The 13,612-nt window shown below is 73.6% G+C and carries 12 protein-coding genes; 8 read left to right on the top strand and 4 right to left on the bottom strand.

What is annotated here, in order from left to right; translation table 11 throughout:
* Nucleotides 1–56: 56 nt before the first annotated feature.
* From ACQP1P_RS30900 to ACQP1P_RS30885, 4 genes are all read left to right on the top strand, one after another.
* On the top strand, nucleotides 57–218 hold the full coding sequence (locus ACQP1P_RS30900) for a hypothetical protein (protein ID WP_433076131.1): 162 nt from the start codon (nucleotides 57–59) through the stop codon (nucleotides 216–218).
* Nucleotides 219–365: 147 nt separating this feature from the next.
* Nucleotides 366–596, top strand: a complete 231-nt coding sequence (locus ACQP1P_RS30895) for a hypothetical protein (protein WP_433076129.1) — start codon at nucleotides 366–368, stop codon at nucleotides 594–596.
* A 120-nt stretch (nucleotides 597–716) separates the two neighbouring features.
* Nucleotides 717–1,277, top strand: coding sequence for an RNA polymerase sigma factor (locus tag ACQP1P_RS30890; RefSeq protein ID WP_433076127.1), 561 nt, complete (start codon nucleotides 717–719; stop codon nucleotides 1,275–1,277).
* The gene (locus ACQP1P_RS30885; RefSeq protein WP_433076125.1) at nucleotides 1,270–2,385 is read left to right on the top strand and encodes a hypothetical protein; all 1,116 of its coding nucleotides are present in this window, start codon (nucleotides 1,270–1,272) and stop codon (nucleotides 2,383–2,385) included. Before ACQP1P_RS30890 ends, ACQP1P_RS30885 begins: the two co-directional genes overlap by 8 nt.
* A gap of 153 nt (nucleotides 2,386–2,538) precedes the next feature.
* On the opposite strand, the gene ACQP1P_RS30880 is transcribed toward ACQP1P_RS30885, so the two are convergent.
* Nucleotides 2,539–3,960 (bottom strand): WGR domain-containing protein, encoded by a 1,422-nt coding sequence (locus ACQP1P_RS30880; protein ID WP_433076123.1) that lies wholly within the window; start codon nucleotides 3,958–3,960, stop codon nucleotides 2,539–2,541.
* Between the two features lie 184 nt (nucleotides 3,961–4,144).
* Here ACQP1P_RS30880 and ACQP1P_RS30875 point away from each other — a divergent pair, with 184 nt between their 5' ends.
* The 3 genes from ACQP1P_RS30875 to ACQP1P_RS30865 are packed head-to-tail and all read left to right on the top strand — an operon-like array spanning nucleotide 4,145 to nucleotide 7,720.
* A complete protein-coding gene (locus ACQP1P_RS30875) occupies nucleotides 4,145–5,869 on the top strand; it encodes a GTP-binding protein (RefSeq protein ID WP_433076121.1) in 1,725 nt (574 codons plus the stop codon).
* Between the two features lie 11 nt (nucleotides 5,870–5,880).
* Nucleotides 5,881–6,798 carry a DUF389 domain-containing protein gene (locus tag ACQP1P_RS30870; RefSeq protein ID WP_433076119.1) on the top strand — a complete coding sequence of 306 codons (918 nt, stop codon included), beginning with the start codon at nucleotides 5,881–5,883 and terminating at the stop codon, nucleotides 6,796–6,798.
* Nucleotides 6,791–7,720 carry a small ribosomal subunit Rsm22 family protein gene (locus tag ACQP1P_RS30865; RefSeq protein ID WP_433076117.1) on the top strand — a complete coding sequence of 310 codons (930 nt, stop codon included), beginning with the start codon at nucleotides 6,791–6,793 and terminating at the stop codon, nucleotides 7,718–7,720. Before ACQP1P_RS30870 ends, ACQP1P_RS30865 begins: the two co-directional genes overlap by 8 nt.
* 45 nt (nucleotides 7,721–7,765) lie before the next feature.
* Here the strand turns inward: ACQP1P_RS30865 and ACQP1P_RS30860 are convergent, their stop codons facing one another.
* A complete protein-coding gene (locus tag ACQP1P_RS30860) occupies nucleotides 7,766–9,616 on the bottom strand; it encodes a glycoside hydrolase family 9 protein (protein ID WP_433076115.1) in 1,851 nt (616 codons plus the stop codon).
* Nucleotides 9,617–9,906: 290 nt separating this feature from the next.
* On the opposite strand from ACQP1P_RS30860, the gene ACQP1P_RS30855 reads away from it, so the two are divergent.
* Nucleotides 9,907–11,124, top strand: coding sequence for an aromatic ring-hydroxylating oxygenase subunit alpha (locus tag ACQP1P_RS30855; RefSeq protein WP_433076113.1), 1,218 nt, complete (start codon nucleotides 9,907–9,909; stop codon nucleotides 11,122–11,124).
* Here the strand turns inward: ACQP1P_RS30855 and ACQP1P_RS30850 are convergent.
* Both ACQP1P_RS30850 and ACQP1P_RS30845 read right to left on the bottom strand, forming a co-directional pair.
* Nucleotides 11,010–12,362 (bottom strand): hypothetical protein, encoded by a 1,353-nt coding sequence (locus ACQP1P_RS30850; protein WP_433076111.1) that lies wholly within the window; start codon nucleotides 12,360–12,362, stop codon nucleotides 11,010–11,012. The genes ACQP1P_RS30855 and ACQP1P_RS30850 overlap by 115 nt on opposite strands.
* Nucleotides 12,359–13,612 (bottom strand): ATP-grasp domain-containing protein, encoded by a 1,254-nt coding sequence (locus tag ACQP1P_RS30845; protein ID WP_433076109.1) that lies wholly within the window; start codon nucleotides 13,610–13,612, stop codon nucleotides 12,359–12,361. The genes ACQP1P_RS30850 and ACQP1P_RS30845 overlap by 4 nt, the downstream gene beginning before the upstream one ends.

Here is a 13,612-nt window from a genome sequence, read left to right as displayed (position 1 = left end):
GCGATCGGGTTACTTTGATGGTCTCTGCACCATTGGTTGGCACGGGGCATAGGTCAATGACGCTCAAAAAGACTCTGCAGTTCGCCGTCGTCATCTTCCTCGTCTGGTTCGTGGCGTTCCGCCCGGACGCAGCCGCGAAGGTGGCGCGCGGTATCGGCGCGCTGATCGCCCAGCTGGGCACCGGCTTCGGCGACTTCTTCACGCGCGTGATCGGCTGACTATCCGCAGGTCCCCTCCCGACGCTTCCCGCACACTCCGCCCGAGTCCCGCCCGCGCCGTCCGTCCCGAACCCGGGACGGACGGCGCGCCCTGCCCTCACCGTGCCGCCTCGGACCCGCGGCGGCCGTCACCCGGTCCTCGCTGCGGTGAGGATCCCCGGATCGCCCGGTGCGTCGGTCCGCAACGGCCGGCGGATCCTGGACGCCGCCCGCGCCGCCTTCGCCGCGACCGGCCCCGAGACATCGATCGAACTCGACCCGATCCTCGGCCAGATCCTCGGCTTGGCCGTGGCGGGCGCGAAGATCCCCGGGACCCCGCGGTGCCGGCAGCCGATCCTCGACGCGGCGCTCGCCGGAGTGCGCGGACGCGCGAGCTGACCTCCGCGCCGGGCGGCGCCGATCCGGTCCGCGGTGAGGGTCGGGAAAAGTCGGGTGTAATGATTCGCCGGCTGCCGACACAAGTGACGGTGTACCCGTTGTCGATAGTCAGGAGAGCCCATGCCCGGGCTGCGAGAGCGCGGCGAAGGCTGGTTCACTGCCTTGTACTGCGCCCACTACGCGCCGGTCGTTCGGTACGCGCTGCGCCGGATCGGTGATCCGGGCGCGGCGGCCGAGGTGGCGCAGGACGTCTTCGTCGTCGCGTGGCGCCGCCGTGCCGAGGTGCCCGATCGTCAGCTGCCGTGGTTGTACGGGGTGGCGCGCCGGCTGCTCGCGAACCATTGGCGCGCTCGCCAGGCCGCGCCCGTGCACATCGGCGAGGAGCGCCTGCTGGTCACGGCCGACGAGCACGCCGCCGCCGATCGGCTGGCCGACGTCCGCCGGGCGCTGGCCACCCTCTCGGACGCGGATCAGGAGTTGCTTCGCCTGGTCGGCTGGGAGGAGCTGTCCCTCGCCGAGGCGGCTGCCGTCCTCGGCTGCAGCCGTGCCGCGGCGGCCGTCCGGCTGCACCGCGCGCGGGGACGGCTGAGCCGGGCACTCGGTGCGCCACCCACGCCGGCCCCTCGGGTGCCGGCACCGAAGCAGCTGAACACGACGGCAGAGGGGAACCGCCATGTTTGACACCAGCGGCACCAAGGCACTGCTCGGGCCGGCGGACCCGACCCTCGGCGTGCCGGTCCCGCCGCCGCCCGCGAGGGCCGTCGACCTCATCGCCCTCGCCGAGGCGACCGCCGGCGCCGACCCATCGTCCGGTGCGGCACCGTTCGGCGCCGCATCGTCCGGTGCCGCGCTGTTCGGCGTCCCGCGCCGGCGCATCCTCGTCCCGGTCGCGGCCGGGGTCGTCGCCGTGGGGCTCGTCGCGACCGGCGTGGTGGCCGGCGGCCTGACCGGTGGCGGACCGTCCGGCGTCGAGGCCGGCCGGTCCACCGGAGCGGCGTCGACCGCGGCCACCGGACCGACGCCCGCCGGGACCGCCGTACCGGCGCCGGCGTTCGGGCCCGTCGTCCGGCCGGTGGCCTTCGAGTTCGACCAGCGGCCGCCCACCGCGGGCGACCAGCTGCGTGCCCTCGCCGGGCAGCTGACGCCCAGCCGCTGCGACACCACCACGGGCAGGTACACCTTCATCCACACCGCCGGGTGGAACGCCGTCTTCGACGACACCCCCGATGGCCGGTCGCAGCGGATCGTGCCCAGCGAGCGGTGGGAGTGGCGCGCCGCCGACGGCTCCGGGCGGTACCGGACCCTGCTCCTGCCGGCGGTGTACCCGAACGAGGAGTCCTACCGGTACTACCAGCAGCACCCGGTCCAGCCGGCCGGCACGCCGGCCTCCAGCGTCCACGACATGCCGCCCGACCCGCGTCTGGCGGTCCAGCCCCTGCCGACCGACCCGGCCGAGGTCGCCAGGAAGCTGCTCACCGGCGGGAAGCCGTTCCTGTTCTGGAACGTCCGCGACTGGTTCAGCGCCCACGCGGTGCCCCTCGCCACGCGCGCCGAGGTGCTGCGCGTCCTCGCGAACACGCCCGGCGTCGTCTGGCGCGGCGAGGCCACCGACCGCGCCGGGCGCAAGGGCGTGGCGGTCACCCTCGACGACAAGAACGCCCGGCACGTGCTGATCTTCGACCCGCGCACCGGCGAGATGCTCGCCTGGGACGACGTGGAGCGCCCCGTCGACACGGTCGCGGGCTCGAAGATGATCCTCGCCTGCGAACACACCGACACGCTCGGCTGAGCCCGCCAGTGCGGACCGGCGACGCCGGTCCACCGGGGAGCAGGCCCGGCACAACGAAACCGGACGGGGCCGTCGTGGCGCACCCACGACGGCCCCGCGCCAGAGAGCACACCTGCCCGGCCCCCGGCCCGCCGGCCCCGCGGGAGAGCGGCGTCAGACCAGCTTCCGGATATCCCCGTACGCCCGGTAGAAGCCGCCCCGCGCCGACTCGCGGACCGAAGACACCACGTACCGCGCCCCCGGCTCGCGGATGCCCTTCGGGAACTGGACCTGCCAGTCGGAGTGGTACCCCGCCGAGACGACGCGGATGCGCAGGCGCGAGCCCTCCTGCACGCACTCGACCACGACCCCGTCGGCCGGGTCGTGGGCGACCTCGACCGTGGTCGACGGGGCCACGCTCGTCATCGCCGCCGGTGCCTTCACGTCGACGAACTGCGGCACCACGCCCTGCTCCGCCGAGCGCACCGCGGTCTCGCTCGCGTCGATGCAGGCCAGCGAGCCGTCGGTCGTGACGATGTAGAGCTTCTCGTCGTGATACTGCATCGAGTAGGCGCTGCCGCAGCCCGTGCCGAGCTTCCACAGCCGCGTGCCGTCGGCGGCGAAGCAGTAGACCGAGGAGCGGTAGTCGCCGGCGAAGACGTAGCGGCCGTCGGGCGCCGTCGCGCAGGAGAAGATCGTGTCGTCGCAGCGGTAGGTGACGCCGGCGCGGCCGTCCTTGAAGAACTGCAGCACCGAGTTGGAGGACATGCCGGCGTAGACGGCGTCGGACTCCTGCCAGCCGAAGAGCACCGCGCCCGTCGTCGGCTGGTGCCACAGCTCGTCGCCGGTGCGCCAGTCGTAGCTCGTCACGCCGCGGCCGTGGCCGTGGTGCACGGCGTCGGCGTCGCAGCGCACCATCCAGCCGGCCGCGCCCCGGCCCTGGCGGCGCCACAGGAACTCGTCCTCGTGGTCGATGGTGCACACGCCGCCCTTGGCGTCGGACACGCCCAGGATGCCGTCGTGGATGTCGAGCCAGTAGATGTCGATGTCGGGCGCGATCGCGTAGGCCAGCCGCGGCACCTTGCCGGACAGGTCGTAGACGTTGCCGTCGTCGCATCCGGCGTAGATCCAGGCGTCGTCGGCGACGATGCATTTCACGCCGTCGGGCAGCTGGAACTGCCGCTGGACCGTGGCGTCGTGCTGCAGGACGGTGATCGTGCCCTTCTCGTTTCCGACCATGCACACGTCGTCGTCGATGAAGATGCCGAAGGCGGGCGCGCCCGAGCGGTATTTCCACAGCACCGGCGCGGTCTTCGCGGTCGAGCGCTGCGACACGATCACGCGCCGGGTCACCGACCGCGGCGCGCGCTGGCCCGCCACCGCGGGCGCGTAGCCCTTGCGGACCTTCTCGCCGATCTTCTTGGCCGCGTCCGCCTGCGCCTTCGCCTCGTCGGCATAGGTCTTCGTCTGCGTCTGCCCGGCGTCGCCGATGCGCCCGTAGCGGACCCGCATCTGTGTGCCGTCGACGGTGACCTCGTAGAACTTGTGCGCGCTCCCGGAGTCCTCGGACAGTTCCAGATAGGTCGTCTGCGGCATCGGCCCGAGCCTTTCTCACAGGTGAGGGGGTCGGCGACAGCGTAGCGACGAGGTACGACAAAAAATCGCGTGCCTCCGCCGGTACAGTGGAAACGCCAGGTCATCGGGGAACGAGGAGGAATCATGCGCGCACGTGTCACGTCCCGGCCGCTGTCCGCCTCGCCCGTGAAGGACCTGACACGTCTTGAGCATCCTCAATCTCGGCATCGTCGCGCACGTCGACGCCGGTAAGACCAGCCTCACCGAGCGCCTCCTGTTCGACGCCGGCGTGATCGCCCGCCTCGGCAGCGTCGACGCCGGCAGCACCCAGACCGACTCGCTCGACCAGGAGCGCCGGCGCGGCATCACGATCAAGACCGCCGTCGCCACGTTCGGCATCGGCGCGCTCACCGTGAACCTCATCGACACGCCCGGCCACCCCGACTTCATCGCCGAGGTGGAGCGGGCGCTGCGCGTGCTCGACGGCGCCGTGCTCGTCGTCTCCGCGGTCGAGGGGGTGCAGGCCCAGACCCGGGTGCTGCTGCGCACCCTGCGCCGCCTGCGGGTGCCGACGCTCGTCTTCGTCAACAAGACCGACCGCACCGGCGCCGACCCCGACCGCGTGATCGGGCAGATCGCCGGCGCGGTGCCGATGTGGCGCGAGCACGAGGAGCAGCTGGCCGAGGCCGACGACGAGGCGCTGGCCGCCTATCTGCACGGCCGGGAGATCGACGTCGACCGGCTCACCGCGCAGGCCCGGGTCATGCCGGCGTACCAGGGCTCGGCCATCACGGGAGCCGGCATCGAGCGGCTCACGGAGGCCATCGCGGAGCACCTGCCGAAGGCCCCGCGGGACGAGGGCGCCCCGCTGCGGGCCACCGTGTTCAAGATCGACCGGGATCGCGCCGCCTATGTGCGCGTCCACGCGGGCATCCTGCGGGTCCGGGACCGCGTCGGCGACGAGAAGGTCACCGCGATCGACGGCCGCGACCGGCTCGGCCCGGGCGAGATCGGCCGCGTCCACGGCCTGCGCCGCGTCCGGCTGGGCGACACCATCGGCGGGGCGCAGGCGCACCCGGCCCCGGTCTTCGCCCCGCCCACGCTGGAGGCGACGGTCGAGCCGGACGACCCCGGCCGCCGCCGCGACCTGCACCGCGCCTTGCAGCAGCTCGCCGACCAGGATCCGCTCATCGACCTGCGCCTCGACGAGGAGCGCGGCGAGCTCAAGGTGTCGCTGTACGGCGAGGTCCAGCGCGAGGTCATCCGGGACACCCTCGCCGAGGACTTCGGGCTGGCCGTCGGCTTCGGCGAGACCGTGACCCTGCACCTGGAGCGCCCGCGCGGCCGGGGCCGCGCCGGGGTCGTCCTCGGGCGCGCCGGCAATCCCTTCCCCGCGACGCTGGAGCTGCTCGTGGAGCCGGGGGAGGGCCTGCAGGTCGCGGTCGCGGTGCCGGTCGAGCACGTGCCGATGTACGTGTACAAGACCCTCCCGCACTTCCGGGCGGCGATCGAGCGCCATGTCCGCGACGCCTTCGCCCGCGGCGGCCGGCACGGCTGGGACGTCGGCGACGCGCGGGTGACGGTCACGCGGTGCGGGTACCAGGCCCCGAACACCACCGCCGCCGACTTCCGCAAGCTCGTCCCCCAGCTGCTCGCCCGGGCCCTGGCCGAGGCCGGGACGGTGGTCTGCGAGCCGGTGCAGCGCTTCGCGGTCGAGGGCCCGGCGGACGCGCTCACGGCCACCCTGGCCGCGCTGCCCCGCTTCGGCGCGGTGCCCGGGGCGCCGGACGCCGGCCCGGCCCGGTTCACCGTCGCGGGCACGGTCCCGGCGGCGCGGCTGGCCGAGCTGGAACGGGCTTTGCCGGGGCTCACGCACGGGGAGGGCACCGTGGAGGCGGGCTTCGACGGGTGGCGTCCGGTGGCGGGCTGAATAATGGTCCGGTGCTGCATCTGAGGGTCATCAGCCCGCCGGAGGAGACCGAGCGGGTCGTCGAGCTGCTCACGGCCGAGGCCGGGGCCACGAACGTCGTCGTGCTCGCCGGAGCGGCCCGCGAACCGGCCGGCGACCTCGTGCTCGCCGACGTGGTGCGCGAGGCCGGCAGCCCGGTGCTCGCGGCGTTGCGCGGGCTCGGGCTGCACGAGCGCGGCTCGATCGCCATCGAGACCGTCGACGTGGCGCTGTCGCGCGGCGCGCGGCGGGCCGCCGACGCCGTGCCGGGGCTCGCCGGCGACGCCGTCGTGTGGGACGAGATCGAGCAGAAGACCGGCGCCGAGACCGAGCTGTCCGGCTCGTTCCTGGCGATGCTCGCGGTCGCGACCGTCATCGCCGGCATCGGGGTGCTGCTGGACCAGCCGATCCTCATCGTCGGGGCGATGGTCGTCGGGCCCGAGTTCGGCCCGCTCGCCGCGCTCTGCGTGGGGATCGTGCGCCGCCGCGGCCGCTCGGTGCGCCGGGCGCTGCTGGCCCTCGGGATCGGGTTTCCCGTCGGCATCGTGGTGACGATCCTGACCACGCTGGGGCTGGACGCGCTCGGCCTCGTCGACAAGGAGATGCTGCTGCGGGACCGGCCGCTGACCGACTTCATCTGGCGGCCCGACGCGCTGTCCTGGGTCGTCGGGTTCTTCGCCGGGATCGCCGGGATGCTGTCGCTGACCTCGGCCAAGGCCGGGCCGCTCATCGGGGTGCTCATCTCGGTCACGACGGTGCCGGCGGCGGCGAACATCGCGGTCGCGCTCGCCTACGGGGTGCCGCACGAGGCCGGCGGCTCCGCGCTGCAGCTGCTGATCAACCTGGCCGCGATCGTCACCGCCGGGGTGGCGACGCTGCTGGTGCTGCGGAGCCTGTGGCGCCGTGCCTGACCTTCGCGAGGCGCTCGACGCGCTGCTGCAGGACGTGCCCCCGGCCCGGCTCACCGAGTCCGTGCGGCGGCTCATCGAGGACTACCGCAGCGGCCGGCCCGCCGGCGAGCCGCTGATCCGCACCATGGTGGACGCGACCGCCTACGCCGCGTACCGCATGCCGGCCACGCACGCCGCGGTCGGCGCCGCGCTCGCCCAGCTGCCGCCGATCGACCCGCGCTCCCATGTGGACCTCGGCGGCGGTACCGGCGCGGCGGCCTGGGCGGTCCGCGACGCCTACGGCCCCATCCCGGCCACGGTGCTGGACCAGGTGCCGGAGGCCCTGAAGCTCGGCGCCCGCATCGCCCGCGACCAGGACTTCCAGTGGCAGCCGTGGCGCCTCGGGGAGCCGGTGCCGGCCGCCGGCCTGGTGACCGCGTCCTACGTGCTCACCGAGCTGGACGAGGAGGACCAGCGCACGCTCGTGACCCAGGCGGCCGCGGCGGCGACGACGGCCGTGGTGCTCGTCGAGCCCGGGACGCCGCCGGGGTACCGCCGGATGCTCGCCGCGCGCGACCAGCTGATCGAGGCCGGGTGGCACATCGCCGCCCCCTGCCCGCACCAGCTGGGGTGCGGGATGACGGGCAGGGACTGGTGCCACTTCGCCGCCCGGGTCAACCGCTCGGCGCTGCACCGGCGGCTCAAGGACGCCAGCCTCGGCTACGAGGACGAGAAGTACAGCTTCGTGGCGGCGCTCAAGGCCCCGGAGGGCGCGCCCGGGCGCGTCGTGCGGCACCCGGCGTTCCGCAAGGGGCTCGTCACCCTCCAGGTGTGCCGGCCCGACACGAGCGTCGGGCCGGTCCTGGTGTCCAAGCGGGAGGGCCCGCTGTACAAGGCGGCCAGGGATGCCGCGTGGGGCGATCCCTGGCCGCCGGGTGACTAGCGCGGGCCTGGCTCAGGTCCGGCTCAGGTCTGGCTCAGGTCCGGCTCAGGTCTGGTCCGCCACGAAGGTCGAGACCCAGGCCAGGGACGCGTTCCAGTTGATGGTCAGCTCGTTCGTCGACCACGACATGATGTCGTCCATGTAGCACAGCTGCGGCTTGCAGCCGCGCAGCGCGTTGCCCGCGACCTCGTCCTGCAGGTTCGAGTTCGGGCCGCCGGCGAGGGTGCCGCGCGGCGGGTTGGGCAGCTTCGGGTCGAGCTGGTGGGCGTACCAGCGGCTGTGCTGGTTCTTCGACGCCTTCTCGCCGTAGCCGGTGACGTAGGACTGGTTCAGCGCGTTGCGGCCGAGGATGTAGTCCATCCCGGACAGCACGCCGTCGCGGTACTTCGCCTTGCCGGTCAGGTCGAACGCGGTGCCGACGACGGCCAGGTTGTTGAGGATCTGGCTGTTGGAGCCCCAGTCGTAGCCGGCCGGGGGCGCGTACGGCTGCCCGTAGGCCTGCCCGTCCATGGTCTTGAGCTGCCGGTCGGCGCCCTCGATCACGGACTGGCGCACCCGGTCGCGGTCGGGGAGCTTGTTGTCGAGGCTGGCGAGGTCGAGCCGGCCCAGCGCGGCGGTCGCGCGCCAGTCGAACGGCGCGGCGAAGACGTCGGCCTTGTGCAGCGGCGAGCTGGTGACCGCGGTGGAGTACTCCTTGTCGCCGGTCGTGATGAACAGCTCGGCCGCGGCCCAGTAGAACTCGTCGCTGACGTCGGTGTCGCCGTACGCGCCGCCGCCGGTCGAGTCCGAGTCCGGCGCGTACATGGTCGGGTGGGCCTCCGCCGCGGCGTACGCGGTCTTGGCCACGTGCAGCAGCTTCTCCGAGTACGCCTTGTCGTACGGCGCGAAGACCCGGGCGCCCTGCGCGGCCGCGGCCGCGAGGTTCAGGGTCGCGGCGGTCGACGGGGCGTGCAGCTGCCGCTGCTGGTCGTCGGCGGCCGGATCGGTCGGCAGCGCGGTCCAGCCGGCGTCGTGCACCTTGTGGTGGGCCATGCCGGCGAGCGGCTGCCCGGCCGGGACCTGCATCTTCATGAGGAAGTCGAGCTCCCAGCGGGCCTCGGCGAGCACGTCCGGGGTCTTGCCGCCGTGCTCGGGCAGGCGTAGGGCGCGGGCCTCGGCCGCCTTGGGGGAGCGCTCGTACGAGCTCATGAGCTGCGCGACGGAGATCCCGCCGTTCACGACGTACTTGCCGTGGTCGCCGGCGTCGTACCAGCCGCCGGTGACGTCCAGGGTGTAGTCGCAGACGCCCGGCTGGCACGGCACCTTGGAGTCCCCGCCGTTCGTGCTGTCCGCGGCGTGCCCGGCCCGGCGGCCGTAGCCCGGTGCGATGGCGTTGTCGATGGCGATGCCGCTGCGCTGCGGGTAGTAGAACGACAGCGCGTCGATGCTGAGCTGGCGGTACGCCTTGGGATCCAGGTCGAACGGGACACTGGCCTTGCCGTCGACCTCGAGCGTGTAGGTGTTGCCGGTGCCCCGGTAGGCACTGAAGTCCACGACGTGTGTGTTCTGCCCCGAGCTCGCGTCGAGACCGCGGGGCTCGGACTCGCCGGAGGCGACGACCTCGCCGGCCTTGTCCTTGAGCTGCCACGGCAGCGGCTTGTCGGAGTCGGAGATGACGGTGGCCCGTTTCGGGCCGTCCGGCAGGTAGCCGACCTGGTTCACGCGGACGGGCGTGTCCGGGATGTGATCGGGTGTGGCCGGGAACGCGTAGGCGCTGTCGGCACCGACGGCGCCGGGCAGGCCGCCGCCGTCGCGGCTGGAGAACACGATGGGCAGGGTGACGGCGGGCACGGCGACGATGACGGCCACGGCGGCCAGGCGGGCGCGGCGGGACTGCAGAAAGGCGGGCAGGCGCACGGGACTCCTTCCGGTCGGGGTTTCCGGTGAACCTAGTCACCGCCAAGCCCGCAAATCCGGACAATTCGCCATGGATGTGATCCCGACCACTCATATGCTGCCTCAATGGCACAAACGCCCCTACCGTTGCAGTACTACGGTTGTGCGGGCAGGCCGCTCAACACGGCGGAGCCCAGACGTTCGCGTGGAGCGATGGAGAGCGCCCCGCCCAAGATCCACGAGACGGGCCCGGGCCGCGGGCACCCCGGCGGCGCGTTTACACGAGGGTCGCGCTGCGCCAGGCTTGACGCATGACGCAACCGCCGGCGGCGCCGCTCGACCCGGCCGGGATCGAGCCGGCGCTGCGCCCGTTCGGGTCGAGCCGGACCCTTCCCGCCGCCGCCTACACCGATCCCGCCGTGCTCGCGTGGGAGCGCCGGCACCTGTTCGCCGGCGCCTGGACCACCCTGGGCCGGCTCGACGAGCTGTCCGAGGGCGGCAACCAGCGGGCCGTGACGGTGGGAGACGTGGGGGTACTGCTCACCTTCGGCGACCGCCCGCGAGCGTTCGCGAACCTGTGCCGGCACCGGGCCCACGAGCTGCTGGCCGACGGCGAGACCGCGGACCGGGCCGCGGCCGTGTGCCCCTACCACGGCTGGGCGTACCGCCTCGACGGCTCGCTGGCGACCGCCCCGCACATGGCCGGCGTCGCGAACTTCGACGGCGACGAGCTGGGCCTGGTCGAGCTGCCCGCCGCCGTCTGGCACGGCTGGCTGCTGGTGAACGCGGGCACCCCGGCGCCGCCGGTGGCCGAGTACACCGGCGCGCTGGACGGGCTGCTCCGGCCGTACCGACCGGAGACCCTGCGGCTGGGTGCCCGGCACGTGTATGCGGTCGAGGCGAACTGGAAGGCGATCGTCGAGAACTACCAGGAGTGCTACCACTGCCCGCTCATCCACCCGGAGCTGTGCAAGGTGTCGCCGCCGACGTCCGGCGACAACTGGGCGCTGCCGGGCGCCTGGGTCGGCGGCACCATGGACCTGCGCGAGCACGCCGAGACCATGTCCTTCGACGGCCGCGGCGCCGGGGTGTTCATCGAGGGCGCCCCGCGGCGGACCGTCCTGTACGTCACGCTCCTGCCGAACCTGCTGATCTCCGCGCACCCCGACTACGTGATGACGCACCGGCTCACGCCGCTCGCGCCGGGGCGCACGGAGATCGAGTGCAGCTGGTACTTCCCCGAGGGCATCGACGACCCGTCGTACGCCGCCGACTTCTGGGACCTCACCAACCGGCAGGACTGGGCCGCGACCGAGTCGGTGCAGCGCGGGCTGAGCTCCCCGCACTACGTGCCCGGGCCGCTGGCGGACAACGAGGACGCCGTGTACCAGTGGATCGCCCTCGTCGCCGCCGCCTACCTCGACCCGGCCGGCGCGATCGCCGCCGCGTGCTCGTGGAACACGCAGCCGGTCAGCGACCCGCCGGCCACCACCGCGCCCGCGTCCGAGCCCGGCACCGCCCGCACGTAGGTGCCCGCGTACCCGCGGCCGGTCAGGAACGCGCCCCACACGGCGACCCACGGCCGCAGCGTGCCGTCCGGCTCCGGGATCAGCTCCGGCTCCGGCACGACCCGGCGCTGCAGCACGAACGGGCCGCCCTCGGCCTGGCGCAGCTCCCGGTCCCACTGGTCCGGGCCGGTGCGCCAGCCGGCCACGAAGCCGGTGCCGCCGTGCAGCATGGTCGCCTTGAGCACCAGCCGCTCCCGGTCCCGCCGCGCGTAGGCGAGCAGCTCCTCCCGCTCGCCGTCGACGGTGACCGGGCCCGGCCGCAGCATCCGGGTCCACGGCAGGACCCGGTCGGCGACGTCGAGCTCGGCCGCGTCGAACCGGTCGCGGTGCCGCTCGTCGGACAGCAGCGCCAGGGCCGCCTTGCTGCCGTAGAGCTCCGAGGCGATCGGGGTGAACATCGCCACCTCGCCCCGGGCCGCCGCGGCCAGCAGCGGATCGAGCAGGGCCGGGCCCTCGGGGCGCAGCAGGTCCTCCATGAGGAACAGGCGGTACACCACCTCGACCCGCCGCCCGCCGAGGAACACCCCGCCGTCGCGGCACTCGACCTGCCCCGCGTGCCCGACCAGCGCGTCGATGCCGAAGCCGGCCAGCCGGGCCGCGGTCTTGCGCAGCATCGGCTCCAGCTCCGGGTAGCTGTCCGGCCAGTCGACGATCGCGACCACGGGGCTGCCGCCGGCCGCGCCGGTCTCGTCGCGCAGGGTCTCGCACAGCGCGGCCATCGTGTCGGCGTAGCCCAGGCCGTGCTGGGCGGCGAACTCGGCGAAGTGCGGGCTGTCCAGGTACGCCGCGTTGAGGATCGAGTTCTCCAGGCCCCCGACCGCGCCGCTCACGTTGAGCTCGAGCAGCTTGAAGCCCTCGGCGTCGGAGTACAGGTCGGCCCGCGACAGCCGGGTCACCTGCCCGCCGGCCACCCGGGCCGCGTCCACCTGCGGCCCCTGCGCCCCGACGGCGGCCGCGAACGCGCCCGCGTCGCCGCCGAAGAGCCGCTCCGGCAGGCCGGTCAGCAGCCCGTGCAGGGTGCGCAGGTCGGCGTCGAGGCGCTCGCGCTCGGCCCGGGCCAGGAACAGCGGCCGGGCCAGGTGGCCGTTGCGGTAGATGGCGTCGTTGAGCCCGGTGGCGCGGACCGCCTTGGCCAGCTCCTCGGCCGGCATCCGGCCCGCGGCCACCGCCGCCAGGTATGCCTCGGTGACGGCGTTCACGCGTCCACCCTCTCGATCTCGATGCGGCTCTCGATGGCCTTGATGCGCTGGTAGTCGGCCTCGATGGCGTCCGGGTCCGGCCCGGCCAGGATGACCCAGGCCAGGTAGGTGACCAGGTCGTCGGTGGCCGGCACCGGGTCGCCGGTGCCGTGCGGGAAGTGCTTGTCCACGAACGTGGGCAGCGCGTCGACGCCGTCGAAGATGTCGCCGTTGCGCCAGATGCCGGCGGCCGGCGAGGAGATGAAGACCGCCGAGAGGTGCCGGCGCAGCTCGTAGCCCGGCTTGAACTCCCCGCGCAGCCGGTGCGCGACCGTCCGGGCGATCTGGCTGTCGCCGGTGGACATCCGCGTGATCATCTGGTGGCCGCCGCCGGCCGGGCGGGCCGCGGTCTCCATGAGCCGCGGGCCGTGCTTGGTGAGCATGACCTCGCTGTGCCCCGGGCCGTTGCGCACGCCCAGCGCGTCGAGCACGTCGAACACGTACGGCGCCACCTCGGCCACGTCCGGGTCGTCGGGGGCGAGGAACTGGACCCGCTCGTAGATGCCGATCCGGTCGTCGCGGCGGTGCTTGGCGTAGCGGCACACGTCCACGAGCCCGTGCCGGCCGTCGACCGAGTAGGTGTCGACGAGGTACTCGGTGCCCTCGCCGAACTCCTGCACCAGCACGGCGTCGTTGCGCACCCCGGTATGGTTGATCTTGCCGATGATGCGGTCGAAGACCGGGTGCCAGTCCTCGCCGGGCAGGATCAGGTGCACGTCGTCGGTGGCCCCGGACTTCGGCGGCTTGACCACGAACCGCTCCCCCGTGAGGCCCTGCTCGGCGATCCAGCGCTCGATCTCGTCCCGGTCGGCGGAGCAGAACTGGCGCAGGTGCGGCAGGCCGGCCCGGGCCAGGGCCTGGGCCATGTGCCACTTGTCCCGCCGGTCCAGGGTGGACGCCGGGTCGTTGCCCGTGCCGGGGCACAGGATCGCGGTGAGCGCGTCGCACAGCTCCACGCCCATCTCGCTGCCGGCGACCAGCCACTGTGGACGGTACTGCCGCAGCTCCTGCGCCATCTGCTCGGGTGTGCGCTCGCCGAGCACGTGCACGGCGGCGAAGTTCTCCGGGTGCCAGGTGTCGTGCACGGCCTCGACGGCGTGCTCGGCCATCATCACCGCGACCGGCTCGAGCCCCTCGGCCCGGAAGGCGTCGGCGTACTCGTGCCCGGTCGACACCGGCTCCACGATGACCGCGTACCGCTTCTCCTGCAT

The sequence above is a fragment of the Dactylosporangium sp. CA-052675 genome (genome assembly GCF_050947935.1).
Lineage (GTDB): Bacteria > Actinomycetota > Actinomycetes > Mycobacteriales > Micromonosporaceae > Dactylosporangium.
The sequence above is the reverse complement of the archived record's forward strand: the minus strand, read 5'-3'. Positions and strand labels throughout refer to the sequence as shown.

Excerpts from the sequence above, each read along its gene's own strand:
- ACQP1P_RS30900 (WP_433076131.1), top strand. The coding sequence starts at position 57 with ATGACGCTCAAAAAGACTCTGCAGTTCGCCGTCGTCATCTTCCTCGTC.
- ACQP1P_RS30890 (WP_433076127.1), top strand. The coding sequence starts at position 717 with ATGCCCGGGCTGCGAGAGCGCGGCGAAGGCTGGTTCACTGCCTTGTAC.
- ACQP1P_RS30885 (WP_433076125.1), top strand. The coding sequence starts at position 1,270 with ATGTTTGACACCAGCGGCACCAAGGCACTGCTCGGGCCGGCGGACCCG.
- ACQP1P_RS30880 (WP_433076123.1), bottom strand. The coding sequence starts at position 3,960 with ATGCCGCAGACGACCTATCTGGAACTGTCCGAGGACTCCGGGAGCGCG.
- ACQP1P_RS30855 (WP_433076113.1), top strand. The coding sequence starts at position 9,907 with ATGACGCAACCGCCGGCGGCGCCGCTCGACCCGGCCGGGATCGAGCCG.
- ACQP1P_RS30845 (WP_433076109.1), bottom strand. The coding sequence starts at position 13,612 with ATGCAGGAGAAGCGGTACGCGGTCATCGTGGAGCCGGTGTCGACCGGG.